Below are 21,085 nucleotides of genomic sequence, written 5' to 3' on the forward strand. Positions count from 1 at the left end.
AAGATCGGCATATCGCCGGGCGGTGTTCTGACCTGCGACATTGATGATCAAACGCTATCTTACGGAAACTTTATGCGCTCTTTTTTGAGGTTTTAGCGAACATTCCTTCACCGGAACCCGTCTCATATGGGTGGAAGCGATCACCTCCGACCGCTTCCTCCAACGGGGAGAAGGAAACGTCTTGATGAAACGAATCGCCGTCGGCCTCCTGTCCGCAGCCGTGGGCAGTTCGCTCCTCCTGACCGCCGGTACGGCTTCCGCCGAGCGCACCGCCCTGAGCGTGCACATCGACAATGTGGCTCCGAACCCGGTCGTCGTCCAGGAGGACAGGGACACGACCGTCACGGTCGAGGTCCGCACCACCGAGGCGACCCGCGTCGAGCTCCGCCTCAGGCCGGCCTCCGGCCAGTTCCGCACCCAGGAGGCGCATCAGCCCAAGCTCGTCCACGACGGTGACCTGTGGCGCTTCACCGCGGACTTCGACGACTCCGACGTCGAGGGTCGCTGGCTCGCGATCGCCGACGCCTACGGCAAGGACGGCAAGAAGGTGACCGACCAGGTCAACTTCTCCGTCGAGCACGAGGAGCAGGGGAAGACCGAAACCCGCCTGACCAGCTTCTACGCCAACCCGGACTCGGTCCGCAAGGGTCGCTGGATCACCTTCACCGGCCGTCTGCAGTCCCACGAGGACGACAGCTGGCAGGGTCTGAAGGACGAGGAGGTGGGGATCTACTTCCGCCCCCGCGGCTCCAGCGGCTGGAAGTTCGTGACCTCCGCCGACACCGGCTGGAGGGGCAAGTTCCAGGCCAGGGTCCGCGCCTCCAAGAGCGGTGAGTACCGCGCCGTCTTCGAGGGCAACGACGAGTTCGAAGAGAGCACCAGCAGGTCGGACTGGGTCCGGGTCTCCCGCTGGTAGTCCCTCGCCTCTCGGCGGGCTCACATGGACGGCACGGCGGCCCGGGGCGACCCGGGCCGCCGTCGTCTCCTGTGATCTCCGGCCGTCTCCGAGGGCCGTCGACATCTTCCAACGAAAACATGCCGATCTCCGCGTACTGGGCACTACGCTCGGAATAAAGGATCTTCACGGCTGTTCAGGGGGAAGGTGAACGTGGCTGACGAAGAGTGGTCGCAGCGGGGAGTCGACATCAACACCCCGAACGTCGCCAGGTTGTACGACTACTACCTGGGCGGGAAGGACAACTTCGCGATCGACCGCGCCGCGGCCGAGGAAATTCTCGCGGTCGCTCCTGAGGTGCGCATCGCCGCCCGGGAGAACCGGGCGTTCCTCGGCAGGGCGGTCAGGTTCCTCTCCGAAACGGGAATCAGGCAGTTCCTGGACATCGGCACCGGGTTGCCCACCCGGGGAAACGTCCACGAGGTGGCGCACGAGATCGCACCGGACGCGCGCATCGCCTACGTCGACAACGACCCGATCGTCCTCACACACGCCAGGGCGCTCCTGCGCGACACCCACGGCGAGGTCACGGTCACCTCGGGTGACCTGCGGCAACCCGAGGAGATCCTGAAGTCGCCCGAGATCCAGGAGCAGCTCGACTTCTCCCAGCCCGTCGCCGTGCTTCTCGCGGCGATCATGCACTTCGTCACCGCGGCCGAGGATCCCCGGCGCATCGTCGCCACCCTGCGGGACGCCCTGCCCTCCGGCAGCTATCTGGTCCTCTCCCACGGATGCCGCGACACCCGGGCCGCGGCCGTGAGCAAGGGCACCCAGGTCTACCGGCGGGCCAGTTCCCCGCTCGTCCTGCGCTCCCGGCAGGAGATCCTGGAGCTCTTCGACGGGTTCGAGCTGGTGGAGCCGGGGCTTGTCTGGCTGCCCGAGTGGCGGCCGGAGGATTTCTCCCCCTACGACGACCCCGCACAGGCGCTGATTCTGTGCGGTGTGGGCAGGAAACCCTGATGACCGTCCGCCTCGGGCTGGCGCTGCCGCAGTACGGCCGGTTCGCCGACGCGCAGGCACTCGTCACCGTCGCCCAGGAGGCGGAGTCACAGGGCTTCGACAGCCTGTGGGTGGGCGACCGGCTGCTGACGCCGCTCGCTCCGCGAGACCGCTACCCCGGCGGGGACGGCACGATCCCGCCCGCGCATCGCACGTTCCTGGACCCCTTCGCGGTCCTGGCGACCGCGGCCGCCGTCACCTCGCGGGTCCGTCTGGGAACCAGCACACTGAACGCCAACTGGTATCCCCCGGCGGTGCTGGCCCGCTCGCTCACCACGATCGACCGGCTCAGCTCCGGCCGCCTGGAGGTGGGGCTGGGGCTCGGCTGGTCCAGCGACGAGTACGCCGCCGTCGGCGTGCCCTGGGACGGGCGTGCCACGCGCTTCGACGCCACACTCGACGCGCTTGAGGCCATCTGGCGTGACGACCCGGTGAGCGTCACCGGCCCGGACTGGGACATCCCGCCGAGCCACATCCTTCCCAAGCCGGTGCAGCTTCCCCGGCCTCCTGTCCACCTCGCCGGTTTCTCCCCCGCGGCACTGGCTCGCGTCGGCCGCCGCGCCGACGGATGGCTCGCCGCCGCCATGCCGCTTCCCCGGCTGGCGGACATGTGGAAGACCATCAGGGAGTCGGCCGAGCGAAGCGGGCGCGACCCGGACGAGGTGCGCGTCATCGTGCGGGTCAATCCGGTCGTCGTCGACTCTCCCGCCGAGGCCGCACCGCCGGGAAGGGGGACCGTGGAGCAGATCGCCGGCCAGCTGAGGGCCACCGCCGAAGCGGGTGTGCACGAGATTTTCCTCGACCTCCAGCACACGGCGCACGACCCCTTCCAGCTGCTCGACCTCGCCGATCGCCTGCGCAAAACGTCCGGCCTGTGAGGCGGGCCGCCGACCGCCCCGCGCGAGGCCCTCGACGACACCGGTGACCTCCCCGTGAGGACCGCTTCAGGGAGGTCACCGTTCAGTGGTCGCGGCGGGTGACGAGGCGGGCGAGCGTGCTCAGCTCGGCGGTGGATCTCGGCACCGAACCGGCCGATCGCAGGTGACACAGTGCCCTCGCCAGGAGTTCGTCGGCCTTGTCCTGACTCCAGACGCGCCCGCCCACGACGTCGATGAGCTCGGCGGCGTGGACCAGATCGGCATCGGACAGGGGCCGCTCCCGGTGGTAGAGCCCGGCCAGTTCTCGTCCTGCCCGGGTGCCGGAGGTGAGCGCGGCCACGACCGGCAGCGATTTCTTACGGCTGCGCAGGTCCGAATAGACGGGCTTGCCGGTCACGGCCGGGTCTCCCCAGATGCCCAGCAGGTCGTCGACGAGTTGGAACGCCAGCCCCAGGTCCCTGCCGAAGTCCCGGAGATGCTCGACCTGCTCCGTGCTGCCGCCGCCGAACAGCGCGCCGAGCGCGCAGGCGCACCCCAGCAGGGCGCCGGTCTTGCCCGTCGCCATGTTCAGGCATTCGGCGAGCTCGACGTCCTGGCGCTTCTCGAAGGCGACGTCCGCGCTCTGGCCCTCCAGCAGTTCCTGGATCGCGGCGCTGAAGATCCGCACGGCCTCCGTCGTGACGGGGTGCCCGTCCGCGACGAGCACGTCGCAGGCCAGTGCCAGCAGGGCGTCGCCCGCCAGGATCGCCGGGCTGATGCCGAAGACGGTCCAGGCCGTGGCCCGGTGACGGCGGGTCCTGTCGCCGTCCATCACATCGTCGTGCAGCAGGGAGAAGTTGTGCGCCAGCTCCACCGCGGCCGCGGAGGACAGCGCCGCCGCGGCGCTGCCTCCCACGGCCTCGGCCGCCAGCAGGACCAGCGCCGGGCGGATCGCCTTACCGCCGTCCGCGCCGACCGGCTGGCCGTGCTCGTCCCACCAGCCGAGGTGGTAGCCGGCGATGCGCCGCATCGACGGGGGCAGGGTGTCGACCGCCGGGCGCAGGGCGGATTCGACCATGTCGCGGCTCCAGGCCAGCACCTCGCGCGCCGGCCGCCCCTCGGCCGCCACCTCGACCGCGGTCATGAGTGACCGAGCTCGACGTCTTCGAGGATGCCGAGCGCGTCGGGGACCATGACGGCGGCGGAGTAGTAGGCGCTGACCAGGTAGGAGATGATCGCTTTCTCGCTGATGCCCATGAACCGGACCGACAGGCTGGGCTGGTACTCGTCCGGGATGCCCGTCTGGTGCAGGCCGACGACGCCCTGGTTGTCCTCCCCGATTCGCATGGCGAGGATCGACGTGGTGCGGCTGGCGCTGATGGGGATCTTGTTGCAGGGGAAGATGGGGACGCCGCGCCAGGCGGGCACCGTGGCCCCGCCGACGTCGACGCCGAGGGGGTAGAGTCCCCGGCGGCTGCACTCGCGGCCGAACGCGGCGATGGCCTGGGGATGGGCGAAGATGAGCTGCGTGTTCCTCCGGCGGCTGAGCAGCTCGTCGAGGTCGTCAGGGGTGGGCGGCCCGGTCCGCGTGTGGATGCGCTGCTTGAGATCGGCGTTGTGCAGCAGCCCGAACTCGCGATTGTTGATCATCTCGTGTTCCTGGCGCTCCCGGAGCGCCTCGATCGTCAGGCGGAGCTGCTGCTCGATCTGGTTCATCGGGTCGTTGTAGAGATCCGCCACCCTGCTGTGCACCCGCAGCACGGTCTGGGCGACGCTCAGCTCGTATTCGCGGGGTGCGATCTCGTAGTCGACGAACGTCCCGGGAAGGTCCGGCTCCCCGGCGTGCCCGGCCGCCATCTCGATGGCGGCCTCGCCGTACTTGTTCTGCGGCCCCTTCGGGGCGTCCTGGAGCCGTCGCAGGTGGGCCTGCAACGCCTCGGACTGGTTGACCAGATCCCGGAACGCCTGGCGGGACAGGACCAGCGCGGTGACCGCGGTGACCGCTTTTGCGGTGAACTCCCACTCGCCCTGCGAACCGGCCAGGGTCTCGTCGCCGAAATGGTCGCCACCGGCCAGCACGCCCAGGACGACCTCGTCGCCGTACGGCCCGGAGCCGACCTTGTTGACCTTGCCGTGCGCGATGAGCACCACCTCGTCAGCCGGCCGGCCCACCTCCACCAGCACCTCCCCGGCCGCGAACTCCCGCTGCGCGAACCGGTTGCCCAGCGCCTCCAGGACCTCGGAGTCACCGAAGCCGCGCAGCGACGGCAGCTCGCACAGCTCCGCCGGCACCACCCGCACCTGCGACCCCGCGGTGGTGAAGCTCACCCGCCCGTCGCCGATCGCGTAACTCAGCCGCCGGTTCACCCGGTATGTGCCGCCGGACACCTGCACCCACGGCAGCATCCGCAGCAGCCATCTCGAAGAGACCTCCTGCATCTGCGGCGCCGTCTTGGTCGTCGTCGCGAGATTGCGCGCCGCGGCCGTACCCAGACTCAGTTGCGCCCGGCCGGCATCGAACTCCGTCACAACACACACCACCTATCCGCGCTCGTGTCGACAGGAAAAACCAAAGAACTGAACGAGAAATGGAGAACCGCTGAACAGAACACAGTCGAATATGTGGCCTTCCACCCCCGGAACGGAGAATCGGACGCAGCGGCGACGTCACAAGCAGACCCAATTTTGAAGCGACCTTAAATAGATTGTCAAGCATTAAATATATTCCAGTCAATCACAGATGTCGCCATTGTAGAGAAATGCCGGAATAAGCTTGAATGCATAGCCCTGCCGGTTGTCATGTCAACACGGAAGGCCATTGAGCTGCATGAATCCGCCCTCACGAGACAACCGGCGCCGCACCCGACCCCGGCACATCACCGCCGCTCGCACATCCGGGACACCCAGGCCCGGAAAGCCGAATCAGTCACAGAGAGAACTCAGGACGGCAATCACCGCATAGAGACCTCTGCCCCGGAAAACGATTTCCACCGGATTTCCTCACCGGCCCTCCCGAGCCGGGGCCGTGGCCGAATCGCCCGGCGCTCCGGCTCTCAGGCCGGGGCGAGCAGCGTGGCCAGCAGGTCGTCGAGGCTGACCAACCCCGCCAGGGTGCCGTCCTGGACGCGGACGGCCGCCAGCTGGCTGCGGGCGGCGCGCAACTCGGCGACCGCGTCGGTGATCGAGGTGTCGGCCGTGAGCGCGGGCATCCGGTAGGCCAGATCACCCGCCCGGGCACGAGAGCCCCGCCTGCGGGCGAGGTAGGCGTCCCGCACGTGGATGACGCCGGCCGGGCGGTCACCGTCCCACACGACCAGGCGGGTGCGGCCCGTCCGGGCGCAGGTGTCGACCACCTCCTGAACCGGGGCGCCGGCGGGAACGCCGACGATGGCCTCTCTCGGGGTGACCAGCGGGGCGATCGTGATGTTCGGCGCGTTCAGGGCCCGGCTCAGGACGATGTGCTCCTCCGCGTCGATGAGACCCAGCCGCCGGGATTCCTCCACCAGGTGATGCAGTTGCTCGGGAGTACGGGGCCTCGCCGTCTCCCCGCGCGGCCTCACCCCGATCATGCGCAACATCAGGTTGCTGAGACCGTTGAGCGCCCTCAGCACCGGGCGGACCACCAGCGTGAACCAGCGGAACGGCAGGGCGAGCAGGATCGCCGAGCGCTCGGGATGGGCGATGGCCCACGACTTGGGCGCCATCTCACCGATCACCATGTGCAGGAACGTCACGATGCCCAGCGCGATCACGAAGGCGGCCGCATGCGCGGCCGATCCGGGCAGACCGAGGTCGTGGAAGAGGGGACCGAGAGTGCCCGCGATCAACGGCTCGGAGACCGCGCCAAGGCCCAGCGAGCACAGAGTGATGCCGAGCTGGGCCCCGGCGAGCATCAGCGACAGCTCCCTGATGCCCGCGACGGCGGCGGCCGCGGCGCGGCTTCCCCGGGCGGCGGCGCTTTCCAGCCGGTGGCGCTTGGCGGCGACCAGCGCGAACTCGGCGGCGACGAAGAAGCCGTTGCCCGCCAGCAGGAGCAGGGTGAGCGGCAGGCCCGTCGAGAAGTTCATGCGGAGCTCTTCCCGGTCTCCCCGGCGCGGCGGATCGGGCGGAGCCGGACCCGCCCGGGGACGTGCCGGTCGATGGTGAGCACCTCGATCTCGACGTGGGTGGGAGCGTTCTCCTCCATGGGGGGAACCACCTCGACGGTGATGACGTCACCGGGTACGGCGAAGCGCCCCAGCCGGTACAGGATCAGCCCGCCGAGTGTGTCGTAGTCGTCCTCGTCGGGAAGCTCGATGCCCGTCGCCAGGGCGACCTCGTCGACGCGCAGACCGGCGTCGAGCCTCCAGCCGTCGTCGGCCCGGACCACGGCCGGGATGTCGAGGTCGTTCTCGTCGACGATCTCACCGACGAGTTCCTCCGCGACGTCCTCCCATGTGACCAGCCCGGCCAGGCCGCCATACTCGTCGACCACGCAGGCGACCTCCTCGCCACGTGCGCGCATCTGGGCGGCCAGGTCGGGCAGCGAGGCCGAGAAGGGCACGATCAGCACCTCCCGGGCGATGTCCGCCACCCTGGTCCGCCCCGCCTTCTCCACCGGGATCGGGGCGACCTCGCGAAGGCCGGCGATCCCGATCACATCGTCCAGCCGGTCCCCCAGGACCGGATAGTGAGTGTGACCGTATCTGGCGATGAGTTCGTCCAGCTCCGGGGTCAAGGCGGAGCCGTTGACGGTGACGACGTCCACGCGGGGAACCATGACCTCCCCGGCGATGTGGTCGGAGAAGGCCAGCGCCCGCTCCAGCAGGTCGGCCTGGTCACCGGGCAGGTGCCCGTAAGCCTCGGCCTCGCCGATGATGTGCCCCAGTTCCTCCAGCGTGGCGCCGTGATGCAGTTCCTCGACCGGCTCGATGCCCACCGCGCGCACCAGCGCGTTGGCCGCGGAGTCGAACAGCCGGATGACCGGGCCGGCGATCGTCAGGTAGACCAGGGTGGAGGAGGCCAGTGCCCGGGCCACCTGCTCCGATCTGGCCAGCGCGAGGTTCTTGGGCACCAGCTCACCGATGACCATCTGGACGACGGTGGCGATCGCGAATCCGAGGCCCAGCGCGATCGCGTCCGCCGCTCTCGGGGGCATCCCGGCCACCCCCAGCACGGGGGCGATCAGCTCGGCCAGCGCGGGCTTGGCGATGAAGCCGACGACGAGCGTGGTGACGGTGATGCCGAGCTGGGCGCCCGAGAGCATGAACGACAGCCGTTCCATGACCCTGACGGCGCGGGCGGCCTTCCTGTCCGCCGCCGCCTGTTGCGACAGGGCCAGCCGGTCGGCGGCGACGTAGGCGAACTCCTGGGCGACGAAATAGCCGGTGGCCAGCGTCAGCAGCAGGACGGCCAGCAGTCCGAGAACGGCGTTCACCGCGCTCATCGCGGGTTCCCGCCCCGCGCGCTGCCCCCGTCACGGTCCGATGACATGGACGCCACCCCATCATCCCTCGACGCTCGCCGACCGCTTCGATCCGCATGTTCGACCGTGCCACCACGGTAACCACACGGTCACGACCGGCGGACGGGCAGGGCCCCGTCACGAAGGCGGCACCCGTTCGCACGTACGGCTCCCGCACGACCGTGGCCTCGGCCCGGAGTGCCGGGCCGAGGCCACGGTGAAGCCGGTCGGCTTCCGCCCTGGCGAATCGGATGTCCGAATGATCCGCCCAAATCGCCAGGGCGCGTTTCGCGGATCTTCGTTCTATTCGTGGATCTTCGTTCTAGCGGACGCCGCGCCTGCCGTACAGGCCGACGGCCAGGACGACGCCCACGGCGGCCACGACGACCTGAAGCACCAGCTCGATCCAGTCGATTCCGCGGGTTTCGGCGACGCCCATGGCTCCGGCGATCGCGGTGCCGATGAGAGCGGCGACGATGCCGATCACGACGGTCAGCCAGATCGGGATGCTCTGCCTGCCGGGCACGACCAGCCGGCCCAGGGCGCCGATGATGGCTCCGATGACGATCGCGGTGATGATGCCGGTAACTGTCATGTTCCACACTTCCTCGTTGCTCGGCTGCCAATCGTCTGCCCCAGAAAAGGGGAACGACACGCCGTCCGGCGAGAACATCCGGGCGATTCGGCCCCCACCGCCGGGGTAAAGACAAGTTCTCGCAGCTCAAGCGCCAAGGAGGCGGCGATGACGGCACTCTCGCCCCAGCGCGGCGGACCGGGACGGAGCCCGTTCGCCCGGCCGGTCGCCGATGCCGCCGCTCCGTCTCGGCGCGGCCAAGCCTGTTGTGAGGAGGCCAAGTGATCCACGATGGACGGCCGGCCGGGCCGTCGCCTTCCGAGATCGACGACACGACCGTCGAAGCGCTGGGGAGGCTCTCCGAAGCCTTGGAGACGACCGAGCGCGCCCGAGGCCATCTCTACTCCTTCCACCAGCTCACCGGCCATGCCGACCTGCAGCTCGACGCGGTCGTGGAACTGCTGCGCGCCGCCGGCCACCACGATCTCGCCGACACCGTGTCCGGCGAGCTGATCGGCCGCAACGTGCTGCCCGGCCGATGGACCTACCAGATCGTGGAGGACTACGACGACGGCTACTACCGCTTCTTCGCCGACCTGGAGAAGCAGATCAGGGACCGGCTGGCGGACGGCCGCCGCCATCTTTTCGAGGCACGGATGAGGCGGCGACGTCAGACCTGAGCGGGCCCCGGACCGGGCCGGAGGCCGGACGGCGCCGGAGCCGCACCTCTCTCTGTCTCCCCTCGTCTCCCCCTGTCTCCCCATCTCTCCCTTGCGTCTTCCCCTCGCGGACGCCCTACGCGGGCCGCGAAGGAGCCCGCCGTACAGTGGCCGCATGGGCATGGTTGAAACGGTGGGGCTGGTGCTCCACCCACAACGTGACTCGAAGGTCGCCATCGACACGATCGTGGAGTGGGCCTGCACCCGGGATGTCACGGTGCTCGGCCTGCCCGAGGAGGTCGGACGGATCGCCTGCAGCGCCGTGCCGGTCGACGCCGAGACCCTGAGGAACCGCGCCGACCTGCTCGTCAGCCTGGGCGGTGACGGCACCATGCTGCGCACCATGCGGCTCATCGCCGGACGGCCCGTCCCCATTCTCGGCGTCAACCTCGGCAAGCTCGGGTTCCTCGCCGAGATAGACGTCGACGAGCTGCCTTCCGCGCTGTCGGCCATCGACAACCAGCATTACACGGTCGAACCTCGCATGGCGGTGCGCGCGACCCTCCCCGACGGGGAGACCGTGACCGCCTTCAACGACATCGCCCTGGTGCGCACACCCGGCGACAGGCTGTCGGCGGTGGCGATCTCCGTGGAGGGCCACCCCTTCGTCCGTTACGCGGGCGACGCCGTCATCGTCGCCACCTCCACGGGATCGACCGCCTACAGCTTCTCGGCCGGCGGGCCGATCGTGTCCCCGTTAGTCGAGGGGTTCCTCGTCGTGCCGGCGGCCGCCCACTCGACCTTCAACCGGGCCCTGGTGCTCTCCGCCGACGAGCACGTCAGCCTTGAGGTGCTCACATCGAGCGGCCACCTCGCCATGGAGGTGGACGGGGCGATCGGCGCCCACCTGGCACCCGGGAACCGGCTCACCGTCACCGCGGTGCGTGCCGCCGCGTGGGTCGTCCGGCTCGGGACCACGACCTTCTACGAACGCGCCCGCCGCAAGCTCCGGGTCAACGGCAGCGCGGAGGTCGAATAACAGCCCCCGGGGCCGGCCGTCCGGCCCCGGGAGACGATGTCAGCGGCCGGAGGAGGATCCGTTCACCGTCAGGACGCGCTCCTGCGTCTCGATCGCGGGGAAGGTCCCGGTGTCGATGATCCCGTGCTCGTTGTACGCGGCCTCTATCAGGGCGTGGGCCCGGGACTCCAGCTTCCACAGGGCGCGGTACTCCCGGGCGGTGGCCAGCGCGATGCCGGTCTCATGGGCGATGTCCGCCGCCCGGGGCACGAACTTGCGCTCGATCTGCTTGTCCCAGTACTCCCGCGCCTTGCGCATCAGGGCCGCGCGCTGCGCCGTGTCGACGATCGGCGGGGCGGCGTCCAGCATCTCGATCTCGTCCTCGTCGTCCTCGTCCAGCGACGCGGCCACCGGCAGCGCGGGACGCGCGGCAGGTTCCTCGGGCTCGGGAGCCCAGGGAACGGGCGGGGACAGGTCGATCAGCGAGGAGGTGTTGAAGAGCGCCCCGATCTGGGACAGCAGCGCCTCCTGGCGGTTCGCGTCGACCGCCAGGCCGGTGTGCTCCACCGCCTGGTCCATCGCCCGGTCCAGCTTGGCGAGCGCCGCACGCATCTTCCGGTCGGACGCCCCGGCCTCCCGGAGCGCGCGGGCGTGCTTGGCGGCCAGCGCGACGCGGGTCAGCCTCCGGTGGGCGTCCACCTCGCTCGTGGTGCGGTCGCTGACCTCGGCCAGCCCGACCCGGACCAGCATGCGCTCGGGGGTGATCCGCCAGTTGATGCGGGCACGCCCGGTGATGCGGTGCCGCTCGATCGCCATCCCCCGCTCCCACAGCCACGCGGCCACCAGCGGAGCGGCGAGCCGGAACACCGCCTCGGCCGGGCTGCGGGCGTCCATGCTCGACAGAACCGCCGACAGGGAGGTGAGCGTCCACACCGCGATGCCGTCGATGCCCGCGGAGTAGTTCTCCCGCATGTTGCGGCGGGCCCGCACGGCGCTGGTGATCACAGCGACCTCGATGAACGCGAAGAGCAGGAGCCGCAGGGGCCCGTCGAAGCCCAGCACGTCACCGGAGAAGCGCCACATGCCCTGCGCGGACACACCCGTGGCGATACTGGCGGCGACGATGGTGAGGACGTCCTCCGCCGGGCGCGGAGCGACATATTTCTGGAAGAAGCGGGCTCCCGCGCGGTAGACCGCACGCAGGACGAGATAGGCCAGTGCCAGGAGGACCAGGGCGATCACGCAGATGACGGCGGTTCCAACCGGATGGTCCGACGCGAAGACGGTGATTTGATCGATGGGAGGCATCAGTTACTGTCCGTCAGTTTCGATGTCCGACAGGATATCTGCACGATCATTCCAGAATGTCTCCGGCTTGTTCGTGAAACGGCACACGCGAAGGCGCCCCCGCCCGGAATGCCTTCCAGGCGGGGGCGCGGCGCCCGGATCCGATCGGACGATCAGAACGGCCAGCCCGCGTTCCGGCCCGTCTCCAGCAACGGGATCAGCCGGAACGTCGCGTCGGAGAAGCCGCCGAACTCGTGGCGGTTGCCCGAACCGGCCGGCATGGCCGCGTGCCGGTAGCCCTGCAGGTTGAAGCCGTACATCGGGACGTGCTCCGGCACCGCGCCGGTGACCCCGCCGCCGTAGTGGCCGCTCATGGTCTGCATGTCCGACAGGATGACGACCCGGTCGTGCCCGTCGTAGGTACGGCGGACCGAATCGGCGATCTGCGTGCCATGACCGACCTCACCAACCCTCCCGCGGAACCGGTCCATCTCCTTCAGAACGGACACACGCCTGCCGACACGGTGGCGGAACACACCGTCCGCGAAGCCGTACAGGTCCACCCGCTCCCCGCGGGCGGCGAGCGTGACCCCGAACAGCGCCGCCGCCTCGACCGGCGTGACGGTGGAGCGCGCCGAGATCCCGCCGGACGTCATCGACGCCGAGGTGTCCACGAGGACGAGGGTCCGGCCGCCGAACGACGGCACGTTCCCCGTCGCCAGCGTGAGGGCCTTCTCCAGGGTGCCCGTCCAGCGCCGCGACGCGTTCCGGTGCGCGGAGTAGAAGCGGAACGGCAGCTGCCGTGACCGGGCGACCTCGCCCGGGTCGGCGAGCTTGGCGGCGACCTGCGCGGCGACCTCGTCGGACACCCCCGCCTCGTCGACATTCCGCAGGTTACGAAGAAGCGCCATGTAACCCATGGACGGGATGACGCAGTTACCGGTGACGACGCCGTTGGCAACCCATAGATGAGACGGCCGAACCTCGACGCAGTATGTCTTCTTCACTCCTGCTGGCCTGATAGAGACCACGCGGTCCCACATGATGGAGTCCGCATAACCACGGTGGCCCATCGCTCCCCGACGAGATACGTGATTCTGCGCTGCCAGGGCGTCCAGCGCTACAGCCTTGTGAGCGGCACGAAGGTTGATCACGGCACGCAGCCGCTTTATGGAGCGTCCGTCGGCCACGCGTAGGCGCCACAGTGGCTTTTCGCTGAGGCCGTTCTTCTTGCTGCTGATGTTGCTCTGGATACCGAGCCGCAGCAATGCGTTGCTGAGCTGGCGGACCAGGGTCTCCGAGATGCTGGCGAACTCGACCTGCCGAGCCTCAACCGAGCCGTCGCTGTCGATCAGACCCGCGATGAGGCCACAGATGAAGGCACGGCTGTAGGGCAAGTTCGCGATGCGCTTCTCTTCGCCCTTGAGCCCCCACACCTGGTGCTCGATGAGGACGTCACGCAGGGTGTTCTGGTGCCACTGGGGGTCGGTGAGCCGCACGCGGACCCAAGTGCCGTTGTCCTCGACGCTGATTTGGCGTCCATGCTTCGCGGCGTACTCCTTGAGCTGCGCGAGGGTGCCGTCGTCATGGCCGACCCATGTCGGAGTGCGGCCCGTCATGTTACCGTCGCCCAGCATCGCCCCGACGAACCAGCCGTCCCACTCGTCGCCGAGGCTCCCGAAGAAGCCGGCAGTGAGGGGAACGGGTATGGCGCACCCCGGCGTCAGGTCAGCGGTTGCGCGCCAGGTCGGACGGCGCGATCCCTCTCGGGTTCGGGCAGCCCATCGGTGGTTGGCGGTTGCCTCGATGACGCGACCAGAGGCCAACTGCACGGCGAACACGGGCTGTTCCCCACTGTCGATCCAGCGGACCGGCATGGTGGGGGTAAGGCTGCCGGTCTCCTGGTCGCGTACCGGATACGGACGCCCCATCTTCGGCTCGCGCAGATCCCATTCCTTGTCGTAAGCCAGCACAGGCAGCGACTCGGCCACGACGCGCTCAACAGGCGCTACCGTGCCGTCTGGCAGCCAGATCGGGGTGCCTTCGGCCAGGCACTCCCAGGCCTGCTTGTCCATCGGTCCCTGCAACCACCCGGCGAGCGCCTCCCACGTCATGCCCGCCGCCTTCAGCCGTCCCGGGTCGTCCAGGGCCGCGCGGCGCAGGTCGACCGGCAGAGCCGTCAGCTCGGCGCGGGCGCGCAGCGTCGTCAGGGCCTCGTGGATCGGCTTGTCACGGCCGTGCCTGCGGTCCAGGGCGTGCGCGAACAGCTCGCCCTGCCACGCCTTGTCCGCCGCGGGGGCGGGGTGGACCAGGTCGATGACGTCACCGAAGCGGAAACCCCTGGTGTCACCGTCGTATTTGAGCAGGTTGCGCTCGCTGTAGAGCCGTCGGACGGCGTCGGCCAGGCCGCGCTTGACCGGCTTGGGAACGGCACGGCCGTACCGGGACGTCCAGTAGGCGAGGGCCTCACCGGGCTCGTCGGCGCGCTGCAGGACGCTGTCCACCAGCTGCCGGTTGAGACCGTGCCGTCCGGCGGAGAGACGCGCCCTGACGGCCTCCAGCGCGGCGACGATCGGGGCGGTGCGCATGTTCGCCACCCCGCGCAGCCACGGCAGGAAGCGGGACATCCACTCGCCGTCCTCGACCGCGACCTGGTGGACGAGGTGGCGGAACCGCTCGTCGCGATCCCCCGCCTTCTCGTAGAAGGTGTCCTCTCCGACCATGTTCGACACCGCGAGGAGGAACAGCTCGCCCTTGGCGTCGCGGACGTATCCGGGGGCGCCCTCGTAGGTGCGGCCGGACGGCGTCCGCTCGGTCCTCACCGGGCTGGAGACGGCCGGGCGGGTGGTCGCGGTGTTGAACTTGGACATGGACACGGGCCTTTCTCCGTAGGACGGAAGGAGCCCGCGTTCAGAGGTCGTGCCCGAGGTCGAGTCGGCGAAGGTACGTAGGTGCTCTGCCAACTGAGCTACACGGGCCGGAGCCCGCGGTCAGACTCGAACTGACGACCGCCCCATTAACAGTGGAAGTAACCCTCGTCTGCGCACCGGGCACGCTCTGAATCGTGCTCCTCCCGAGATCGGGGTGACGGCGGTCTGCCCTCCGATCGGGCGACGGCCCCGGGGGTGGGGCCGCAAGGAATCGAACCTCGAAGTAACCGCTGTCATCGCACCGGGAGGTGCTTGTTGTTTTGTCGAACCTTCCCGAGGTCGAAATCGGCGACGGCACAAAACGAGCGTGTTTCCGTTACACCACACCGGCCGGAGCCGGCGCCGGGATTCGAACCCGGAACACTCGATCCCGAAGTAACCGTCGCCTCCGCACCGGGAAGGTCATTATCAAGTTGTGGTCTTCCCCGAGATCAAAGCGGTGGCGGCCTCTGAGATGCTGCCGTTACACCACACCGGCCGGAGCCGGCGCCGGGACTCGAACCCGGACCTTCGCATTGGAAGCGATGAAGTATCCGCAACCTTCGCACCGGGGAAGCACATATTCGGTTGTCGGCGCTTCAGCGCCCGGAAACGACTCCGGTGTGTTCTTTCCCGAAAAGGCTGCCGGGGCCGTTTCCTGGCTCTGAAGCGCTTCCGACAATAGCGATCGCCATGGCGCGCCACACCTGATTATTCGTCGGAGGGAAATCCAGGATCCGCTGCCGCCGCCGACGCCCCGGGACAGTGTGTCTAGACCGTGAGCGTGTCGAGGATCTGCTGGCCGTACTTCGCCAGCTTGTTCTCGCCGACACCGTTCACCTTGGCCAGGTCGGCCAGGGACGACGGGGGCGCGGCGGCGATCTCGCGCAGGGTGGCGTCATGGAAGATCACGTATGCGGGCACGCCCTGCTCCTTCGCGGTGGCGGCGCGCCAGGCGCGGAGCTGCTCGAACACCGGCACGGCCTCCTCGGGCAGGTCGGCCGCCGAGGCGACGTGGCGGGACTTGGCCGTTCGTGCCTCGCGTGCCGCCCGCTCCGGCTCCCGTCTGAGGAGAATCTGCCGCTGCCGGCGAAGCACCTCGGCGCTCGCCTCCGTGAGCACCAGCGTGCCGTAATCACCCTCGACGGTCAGGAGTCCCTGGGCCAGCAGCTGGCGCACCACGCCCCGCCACTCGGCCTCGCGCAGCTCGGTGCCGACGCCGAACACCGTCAGGGAGTCGTGGCCGAACTGGATGACCTTGGGCGTCTTCTTTCCGAGGAGGATGTCGATGATCTGGCCCGCGCCGAACGCCTGGCGCCGCTCGCGCTTGAGCCTGAACACGGTCGACAGGAGCTTCTGGGCGGCGACCGTGCCGTCCCACGACTCCGGCGGTGACAGGCATGTGTCGCAGTTGCCGCAGGCCGTACCGCTCTGGCCGAAATAGGCGAGCAGGTTCACCCGGCGGCATTCGACCGTCTCGCAGAGGGCGAGCATGGCATCGAGATGGACACCCAGGCGACGGCGGTGGGCGTCGTCGCCTTCGGAGGTGTCGATCATCCTGCGCTGCTGCACGACGTCCTGGAGGCCGTAGGCCAGCCAGGCGGTGGAGGGGAGGCCGTCGCGTCCGGCCCTGCCGGTTTCCTGGTAGTAGCCCTCAATGGACTTGGGCAGGTCGAGATGGGCGACGAATCGCACGTCGGGTTTGTCGATGCCCATGCCGAACGCGATCGTGGCGACCATGACGAGGCCGTCCTCGCGCAGAAAGCGCGCCTGGTTCGCGGCGCGGGTGTGGGCGTCGAGCCCCGCGTGGTACGGCAGCGCCTCGATCCCGTTCTCCACCAGGAAACCGGCGATCTTCTCGACGGAGGCTCGTGACAGGCAGTAGACGATGCCCGCGTCCCCGGGGTGCTCGGTCCGCAGCAGCTCCAGCAGCTGCCGCTTGGGCTCGTTCTTGGGCGCGATGCGGTATTGGATGTTCGGGCGGTCGAAGCTCGACACGAAGTGGCGGGCTTTTTCCAGGTTCAGCCGGGATGCGATCTCGGCGTGGGTGGCCTCGGTCGCGGTCGCGGTCAGCGCGATGCGGGGCACGGTGGGCCAGCGCTCGTGCAGTTCGGACACCGCGAGGTAGTCGGGCCGGAAGTCGTGTCCCCACTGGGCCACGCAGTGCGCCTCGTCGATGGCGAACAACGAGATGGTGCCGCGATCGAGGAGCCTCAGCGTCGACTCGACCCTCAGGCGCTCCGGTGCCAGGTAGAGCAGGTCCAGCTCACCGGCGAGGAAAGCGGACTCGACCAGGCGGCGCTCGTCGAGGTCCTGGGTGGAGTTGAGGAACCCGGCCCGCACGCCAAGGGCCCTCAGGGCGTCGACCTGGTCCTGCATGAGCGCGATGAGCGGCGAGACGACGACGCCGACGCCTTTCCGCACGAGCGCGGGAATCTGGTAGCACAGCGACTTGCCGCCACCGGTCGGCATGAGGACGAGCGCGTCGTGACCGGCGACCACGTGATCGATGATCTCTTGCTGGCCCTCCCGGAACGAGTCGTAGCCGAAGACGCGGTTCAGCACGCGCCACGCGTCGCTTACCTCGGGACCGTTCTCGGGGGAAGGCATCGGGTCATTCTATGAGGAGCTCGGTGCCCCGGGAGGTGATCACGCGGGAATGTGGATGACGCGGGTGACCTGGTTCGCCGGTGGCGGCGAGCCGGTTCCCGGCCGATGCGAACCTTCCAGGTGCACTCCCTCGCCAGGGGGAGGCCGAGCCGGCCCGGCCATTCCTAGGGTGAGCGGCGATGACGAGAACTGATCGGACACCCGGCGCGGCGCTGTCGCTCCCGGTGACCGCCGGAACGAAGGAATCCAATGACCGCTCTGACCGATTCCCCAGCGACCACCGGGCGGCTACGTACCGTGTGGAGGGCCGCCCACGCCCCGGTGGCCGGGGTCCCCCGCTGGGCACGGATCGCCGCCTTCGCCGTCCCGTTCACCGTGCTGCCATCCAGCCTCTGGCGGCTCCCGGCCGCATTCGACGACGGGTTCCCGCTCGGCGAGCGGGTGTACATCGCCTTCCTGTCGATCCTGTCGGAACTGGTGGCGTTCACCGCCGTCGGGCTGGTCGCCACTTGGGGAGAGCGGTTCCCGCGCTGGATTCCCGGACTGCGCGGCCGCAGAGTGCCGACGTCGGCCGCCGTCATCCCGGCGGCCCTCGGCGCCGTGGTCCTGACCGTCTTGTGGACCGCCGCCTTCGTCACCCATTTCTCCGGAGTCACCCTTCGAGGCGAGCCGATTCCCGCGAACTTCCCCACACAAGCAGGCGGCTGGAAGGCCGCGATCTTCTACGTCTGCTACCTCCCGCTTCTGCTGTGGGGACCACTGCTCGCCACCGTTACCTACGCCTACCATCGACGCCGCCGGAGCCGCTGATCCCGTCGGCGCAGCACCGTGCCCCGCACACACCGGCTTGGGCTTCTAGGTGTGGGCCTTCCAGCAGGACCGATATGCCTGTCCGAGGTGTTCCACGACCCGGTCGAGGGTCTCGGCCGGAGCCGTGTAGGGCACCCTCAGCCAGTTGGCCAGTGTGCCGTCAGGGGAGAACTTCGAGCCCGGAAGCAGGCTGAGCCCCGCTCTGGCCGCCTTTCGGGCGAGGGTTTCACCGGACACGCCGCTGAGGCGCAGCCACAGCGCGAGACCGCCCTGCGGGAGGGAGAAGGTCCAGGCGTCGTCCTCGTTGAGCCTGCCCGCCAGGTGGTCGCGCTGGCGTCGCAACTCGCCCCTGCGGTGGGCCAGCAGCGCATCGAGGAAAGGGAGAACCTCGCAGACCACCAGCTGCTCCATGGGCGGCGGGGTGTACAGGCCGCTGACGGGGTCGAGGAGCAGCTCGCGGATCAACGCGGCCGATCCGCGGATCCATCCGACGCGCAGTCCTCCCCACACGGTCTTGCTCATGGAACCGATCGTGACGGCCTGCCTGATGCGAGGCTCGGGGACCGGGTGATCGCGGAGGTCGATGTCGCGCATGGTCTCGTCCACGATCACGGTCACCCGGTGTCTGGCCGCCAGCTCCGAGATCTCACGGCGGACCGGCGAGCTCATCAGGGCCCCGGTCGGATTCTGAAAATCAGGGACCAGGCATGCGACTCCCCCGGAAGCCTCACGAAACGCGACCGTGAGCTGATCGGTGTCCCACCCTTCCGTGGTGACCCGCAAAGGCGCGGTCCGGCCGCCGAAACGCCGAAGCGTGGCGAGGGTGCCGAAGAAGGCGGGGTTCTCCACCACCGTTCTCCGCGGATCGAAGTGCGCGACGAGCATGGCCAGCGCGGCTCGGGCGCCGGAGGTGACGAGGATCTGCTCGGGCCGCGTCGCCAGCCCCTCGGCGGTGTAACGCTGGGCTATCAGTTCCCGCAGCTCGGGAAGGCCCGCCCCGGGCTCGCCGCTCTCCAGGAGCAGCCTCGCCGATCTGGCGAGCGCGCGGGCGGCGGCTTCGGTGACGATCGTTCGCGGGGCGGCGGGAACGGCACGGCGCAGGTCGAGCGACGAGCCCTGCCCGTCCACCGACAGAGGGGCGTAGCGTTCGCCGAAGCTCGGCGGAAGCCGTACCTCGCTCCCCCTGCCGTGCTCCGTGACCAGCCAGCCTTCGGCGCGCATCAGGGACAGGGCGGCGACGACCGTCCCCCGGCTCACCCCGAGTTCGGCGGCCAGGCGCCGCTCCGAAGGCAGCCGGTCTCCGACCCGCACGCGCCCGTCGAGCACGGCTTCGCGTAACGCGGTGGCCAGCGCGTCGTGGAGAGGCTTTTCAGGGCGTTGCCATCCCGTGAGGGCGTCCTTGAGCACTGGTCCAGTTTGCCGCAAGTGGACCACGACACGAGCATGGCCCGGCTCATAACGTGAGCATATGAATGACCGACTTGATACTGATCGTGCCCGTATCCCCGAACTGCTCGACGCGACCCACGCCTATGCCGTACGGCTCCTCGGCGGGCTGGACGACCGGCCGGTGGCGCAGACGCCCGTGAGACCCCGGCCCATGCCGCTGCCGGAGACCGGAGGCGGTCTGGAGAAGGCGATGGAGCTGTTCGCCCGGCGATGGGAACCTGGCTTCGCGGCCAGCGCGGGCCCCCGCTACCTGGGCTTCGTCACGGGTGGTGCGACCCCTGCCGCGCTGGCGGGCGACTGGCTGACCGGCGCGCTCGACCAGAACCCCACGTCGAGCCTGGACTCGCGCGCCCCGGATCTCGAACGGGAGACGGTCGGCTGGCTGCGTGACCTCTTCGGCCTGTCCGCCGATCATGAGGGCACCTTCGTCAGCGGCGCGACGATGTCCAATTTCGCGGGCCTGGCGATCGCCAGGGAGTGGCTGGGCGAACTGCGCGGCATGTCGGTGGCCGAGCAGGGTACGGCCTCGCTCGGGCCGGTGCACGTGCTGTCGGGAAGCCCGCATTCCAGCATCGGCAAGGCGCTGTCCATGCTCGGGCTGGGACGTTCGGCGATCCGGCGGATCGATCTCCTGCCGGGACGGGAGGCCGTGGACGTGGACCGGCTCGCCGAGGCGCTCGACCGCCTGGACGGCGCGCCGGCGATCGTGGTCGCCAACGCCGGGACGGTGAACACGGTCGATTTCGACGACCTGCGCGCGATAGCCGCCCTGCGCGAGCGCCATCCCTTCTGGTTGCACGTGGATGCCGCGTTCGGCGCCTTCGCCGCACTCTCCCCCGAGCACGCCCACCTCGTCGCGGGACTCGCCGAGGCCGACTCGGTCTGCGTGGACCTGCACAAGTGGTTGAACGTGCCCTATGACAGCGCGATCCAGTTCACCCGCCGCCGCGATCTGCAGACCCGCGTCTTCCAGAACTCGGCCGCCTACCTCGGCCCGTTGGGCGACGACCCGGATTTCGTGCACCTGACCCCGGAGAACTCCCGGCGCCTGCGCGCGCTGCCCGCCTGGTTCACGCTGGCCGCCTACGGGCGTGCGGGTCACGCGGAGATCGTCCGGCGCAACATCGCCCTCGCCGCCGGTCTCGGCGAGCGGATCAGCGCGATGCCCGCCTACCGGTTGCTCGCCCCGGTCCGGCTCAACGTGGTCTGCTTCACCCTCGCCGGCTCTCCCGAAGGCCTGGGGAAGGTGGTCGAAGCGATCACCGAGTCCGGAGAGGCGTTCCTCACCCCGACGGTCTATGCCGGAGTGCCCGCGCTGCGAGCCGCTTTCAGCAACTGGCGCACCGCCGAGGCCGACGTCGACAGGGTCGTGAAGGTCCTGCAGGCGGTCGCCCCGCAGTCGTGACCCCGGCCGCCGCACCCGTCGCGGAACGCGGTCCCCGCCCGCATGCGACGCCGGGCCCTTCCAGCGGGCCGTGAAGCCGTCGCCACGGCACAGGACTTCCTCGACTCCCG

The 21,085-nt window shown here is 69.3% G+C and carries 16 protein-coding genes and 2 tRNA genes; 7 read left to right on the plus strand and 11 right to left on the minus strand.

What is annotated here, in order from left to right; translation table 11 throughout:
* The first annotated feature begins 184 nt into the window (after positions 1–184).
* The 3 genes from ACFY2X_RS13780 (at position 185) to ACFY2X_RS13790 (ending at position 2,832) form a co-directional block, all read left to right on the plus strand.
* A complete protein-coding gene (locus tag ACFY2X_RS13780; protein ID WP_389937321.1) occupies positions 185–916 on the plus strand; it encodes a hypothetical protein in 732 nt (243 codons plus the stop codon).
* A gap of 192 nt (positions 917–1,108) precedes the next feature.
* Positions 1,109–1,915 carry an SAM-dependent methyltransferase gene (locus ACFY2X_RS13785; protein ID WP_389937323.1) on the plus strand — a complete coding sequence of 269 codons (807 nt, stop codon included), beginning with the start codon at positions 1,109–1,111 and terminating at the stop codon, positions 1,913–1,915.
* Entirely contained in the window at positions 1,915–2,832 is a 918-nt protein-coding gene (locus ACFY2X_RS13790; protein ID WP_389937326.1) for a TIGR03619 family F420-dependent LLM class oxidoreductase, read from the plus strand. Before ACFY2X_RS13785 ends, ACFY2X_RS13790 begins: the two co-directional genes overlap by 1 nt.
* Before the next feature lie 82 nt (positions 2,833–2,914).
* Here ACFY2X_RS13790 and ACFY2X_RS13795 read toward each other — a convergent pair whose 3' ends face one another.
* From ACFY2X_RS13795 to ACFY2X_RS13815, 5 genes are all read right to left on the minus strand, one after another.
* A complete protein-coding gene (locus ACFY2X_RS13795) occupies positions 2,915–3,955 on the minus strand; it encodes a family 2 encapsulin nanocompartment cargo protein polyprenyl transferase (protein WP_389937328.1) in 1,041 nt (346 codons plus the stop codon).
* Positions 3,952–5,340, minus strand: a complete 1,389-nt coding sequence (locus ACFY2X_RS13800; protein ID WP_389937331.1) for a family 2B encapsulin nanocompartment shell protein — start codon at positions 5,338–5,340, stop codon at positions 3,952–3,954. The genes ACFY2X_RS13795 and ACFY2X_RS13800 overlap by 4 nt, the downstream gene beginning before the upstream one ends.
* A 524-nt stretch (positions 5,341–5,864) precedes the next feature.
* Positions 5,865–6,878 carry a hemolysin family protein gene (locus ACFY2X_RS13805; protein ID WP_389937333.1) on the minus strand — a complete coding sequence of 338 codons (1,014 nt, stop codon included), beginning with the start codon at positions 6,876–6,878 and terminating at the stop codon, positions 5,865–5,867.
* Positions 6,875–8,236 carry a hemolysin family protein gene (locus ACFY2X_RS13810; RefSeq protein ID WP_389937336.1) on the minus strand — a complete coding sequence of 454 codons (1,362 nt, stop codon included), beginning with the start codon at positions 8,234–8,236 and terminating at the stop codon, positions 6,875–6,877. Before ACFY2X_RS13810 ends, ACFY2X_RS13805 begins: the two co-directional genes overlap by 4 nt.
* 340 nt (positions 8,237–8,576) lie before the next feature.
* The gene (locus tag ACFY2X_RS13815; protein ID WP_389937338.1) at positions 8,577–8,849 is read right to left on the minus strand and encodes a GlsB/YeaQ/YmgE family stress response membrane protein; all 273 of its coding nucleotides are present in this window, start codon (positions 8,847–8,849) and stop codon (positions 8,577–8,579) included.
* Between the two features lie 260 nt (positions 8,850–9,109).
* On the opposite strand from ACFY2X_RS13815, the gene ACFY2X_RS13820 reads away from it, so the two are divergent.
* Positions 9,110–9,508, plus strand: coding sequence for a hypothetical protein (locus ACFY2X_RS13820; RefSeq protein ID WP_389937341.1), 399 nt, complete (start codon positions 9,110–9,112; stop codon positions 9,506–9,508).
* A 154-nt stretch (positions 9,509–9,662) separates the two neighbouring features.
* Complete coding sequence (locus ACFY2X_RS13825) at positions 9,663–10,526, plus strand: NAD(+)/NADH kinase (protein ID WP_389937344.1); 864 nt, start codon at positions 9,663–9,665, stop codon at positions 10,524–10,526.
* Between the two features lie 39 nt (positions 10,527–10,565).
* Here the strand turns inward: ACFY2X_RS13825 and ACFY2X_RS13830 are convergent, their stop codons facing one another.
* From ACFY2X_RS13830 to recQ, 5 genes are all read right to left on the minus strand, one after another.
* Positions 10,566–11,813: a hypothetical protein gene (locus tag ACFY2X_RS13830; protein ID WP_389937347.1), complete on the minus strand. Its 1,248-nt coding sequence runs from the start codon at positions 11,811–11,813 to the stop codon at positions 10,566–10,568.
* Positions 11,814–11,965: 152 nt separating this feature from the next.
* The gene (locus tag ACFY2X_RS13835; protein ID WP_389937692.1) at positions 11,966–14,662 is read right to left on the minus strand and encodes an LAGLIDADG family homing endonuclease; all 2,697 of its coding nucleotides are present in this window, start codon (positions 14,660–14,662) and stop codon (positions 11,966–11,968) included.
* Positions 14,663–14,773: 111 nt separating this feature from the next.
* Positions 14,774–14,844: transfer RNA gene (locus ACFY2X_RS13840), tRNA-Ser, on the minus strand.
* Positions 14,845–15,056: 212 nt separating this feature from the next.
* Positions 15,057–15,200 (minus strand) — tRNA-OTHER (locus tag ACFY2X_RS13845).
* 272 nt (positions 15,201–15,472) lie between these two features.
* Positions 15,473–17,311, minus strand: coding sequence for a DNA helicase RecQ (gene recQ, locus ACFY2X_RS13850; RefSeq protein ID WP_389937349.1), 1,839 nt, complete (start codon positions 17,309–17,311; stop codon positions 15,473–15,475).
* 249 nt (positions 17,312–17,560) lie between these two features.
* Between recQ and ACFY2X_RS13855 the strand changes: the two genes are divergently transcribed.
* On the plus strand, positions 17,561–18,121 hold the full coding sequence (locus ACFY2X_RS13855) for a hypothetical protein (RefSeq protein ID WP_389937352.1): 561 nt from the start codon (positions 17,561–17,563) through the stop codon (positions 18,119–18,121).
* 45 nt (positions 18,122–18,166) lie between these two features.
* Here the strand turns inward: ACFY2X_RS13855 and ACFY2X_RS13860 are convergent, their stop codons facing one another.
* Positions 18,167–19,528 (minus strand): PLP-dependent aminotransferase family protein, encoded by a 1,362-nt coding sequence (locus ACFY2X_RS13860; protein WP_389937355.1) that lies wholly within the window; start codon positions 19,526–19,528, stop codon positions 18,167–18,169.
* Positions 19,529–19,589: 61 nt separating this feature from the next.
* On the opposite strand from ACFY2X_RS13860, the gene ACFY2X_RS13865 reads away from it, so the two are divergent.
* On the plus strand, positions 19,590–20,975 hold the full coding sequence (locus ACFY2X_RS13865; RefSeq protein WP_389937358.1) for a pyridoxal phosphate-dependent decarboxylase family protein: 1,386 nt from the start codon (positions 19,590–19,592) through the stop codon (positions 20,973–20,975).
* Positions 20,976–21,085 lie beyond the last annotated feature (110 nt).

This window comes from Streptosporangium sp. NPDC000396 (genome assembly GCF_042898655.1).
Lineage (GTDB): Bacteria > Actinomycetota > Actinomycetes > Streptosporangiales > Streptosporangiaceae > Streptosporangium.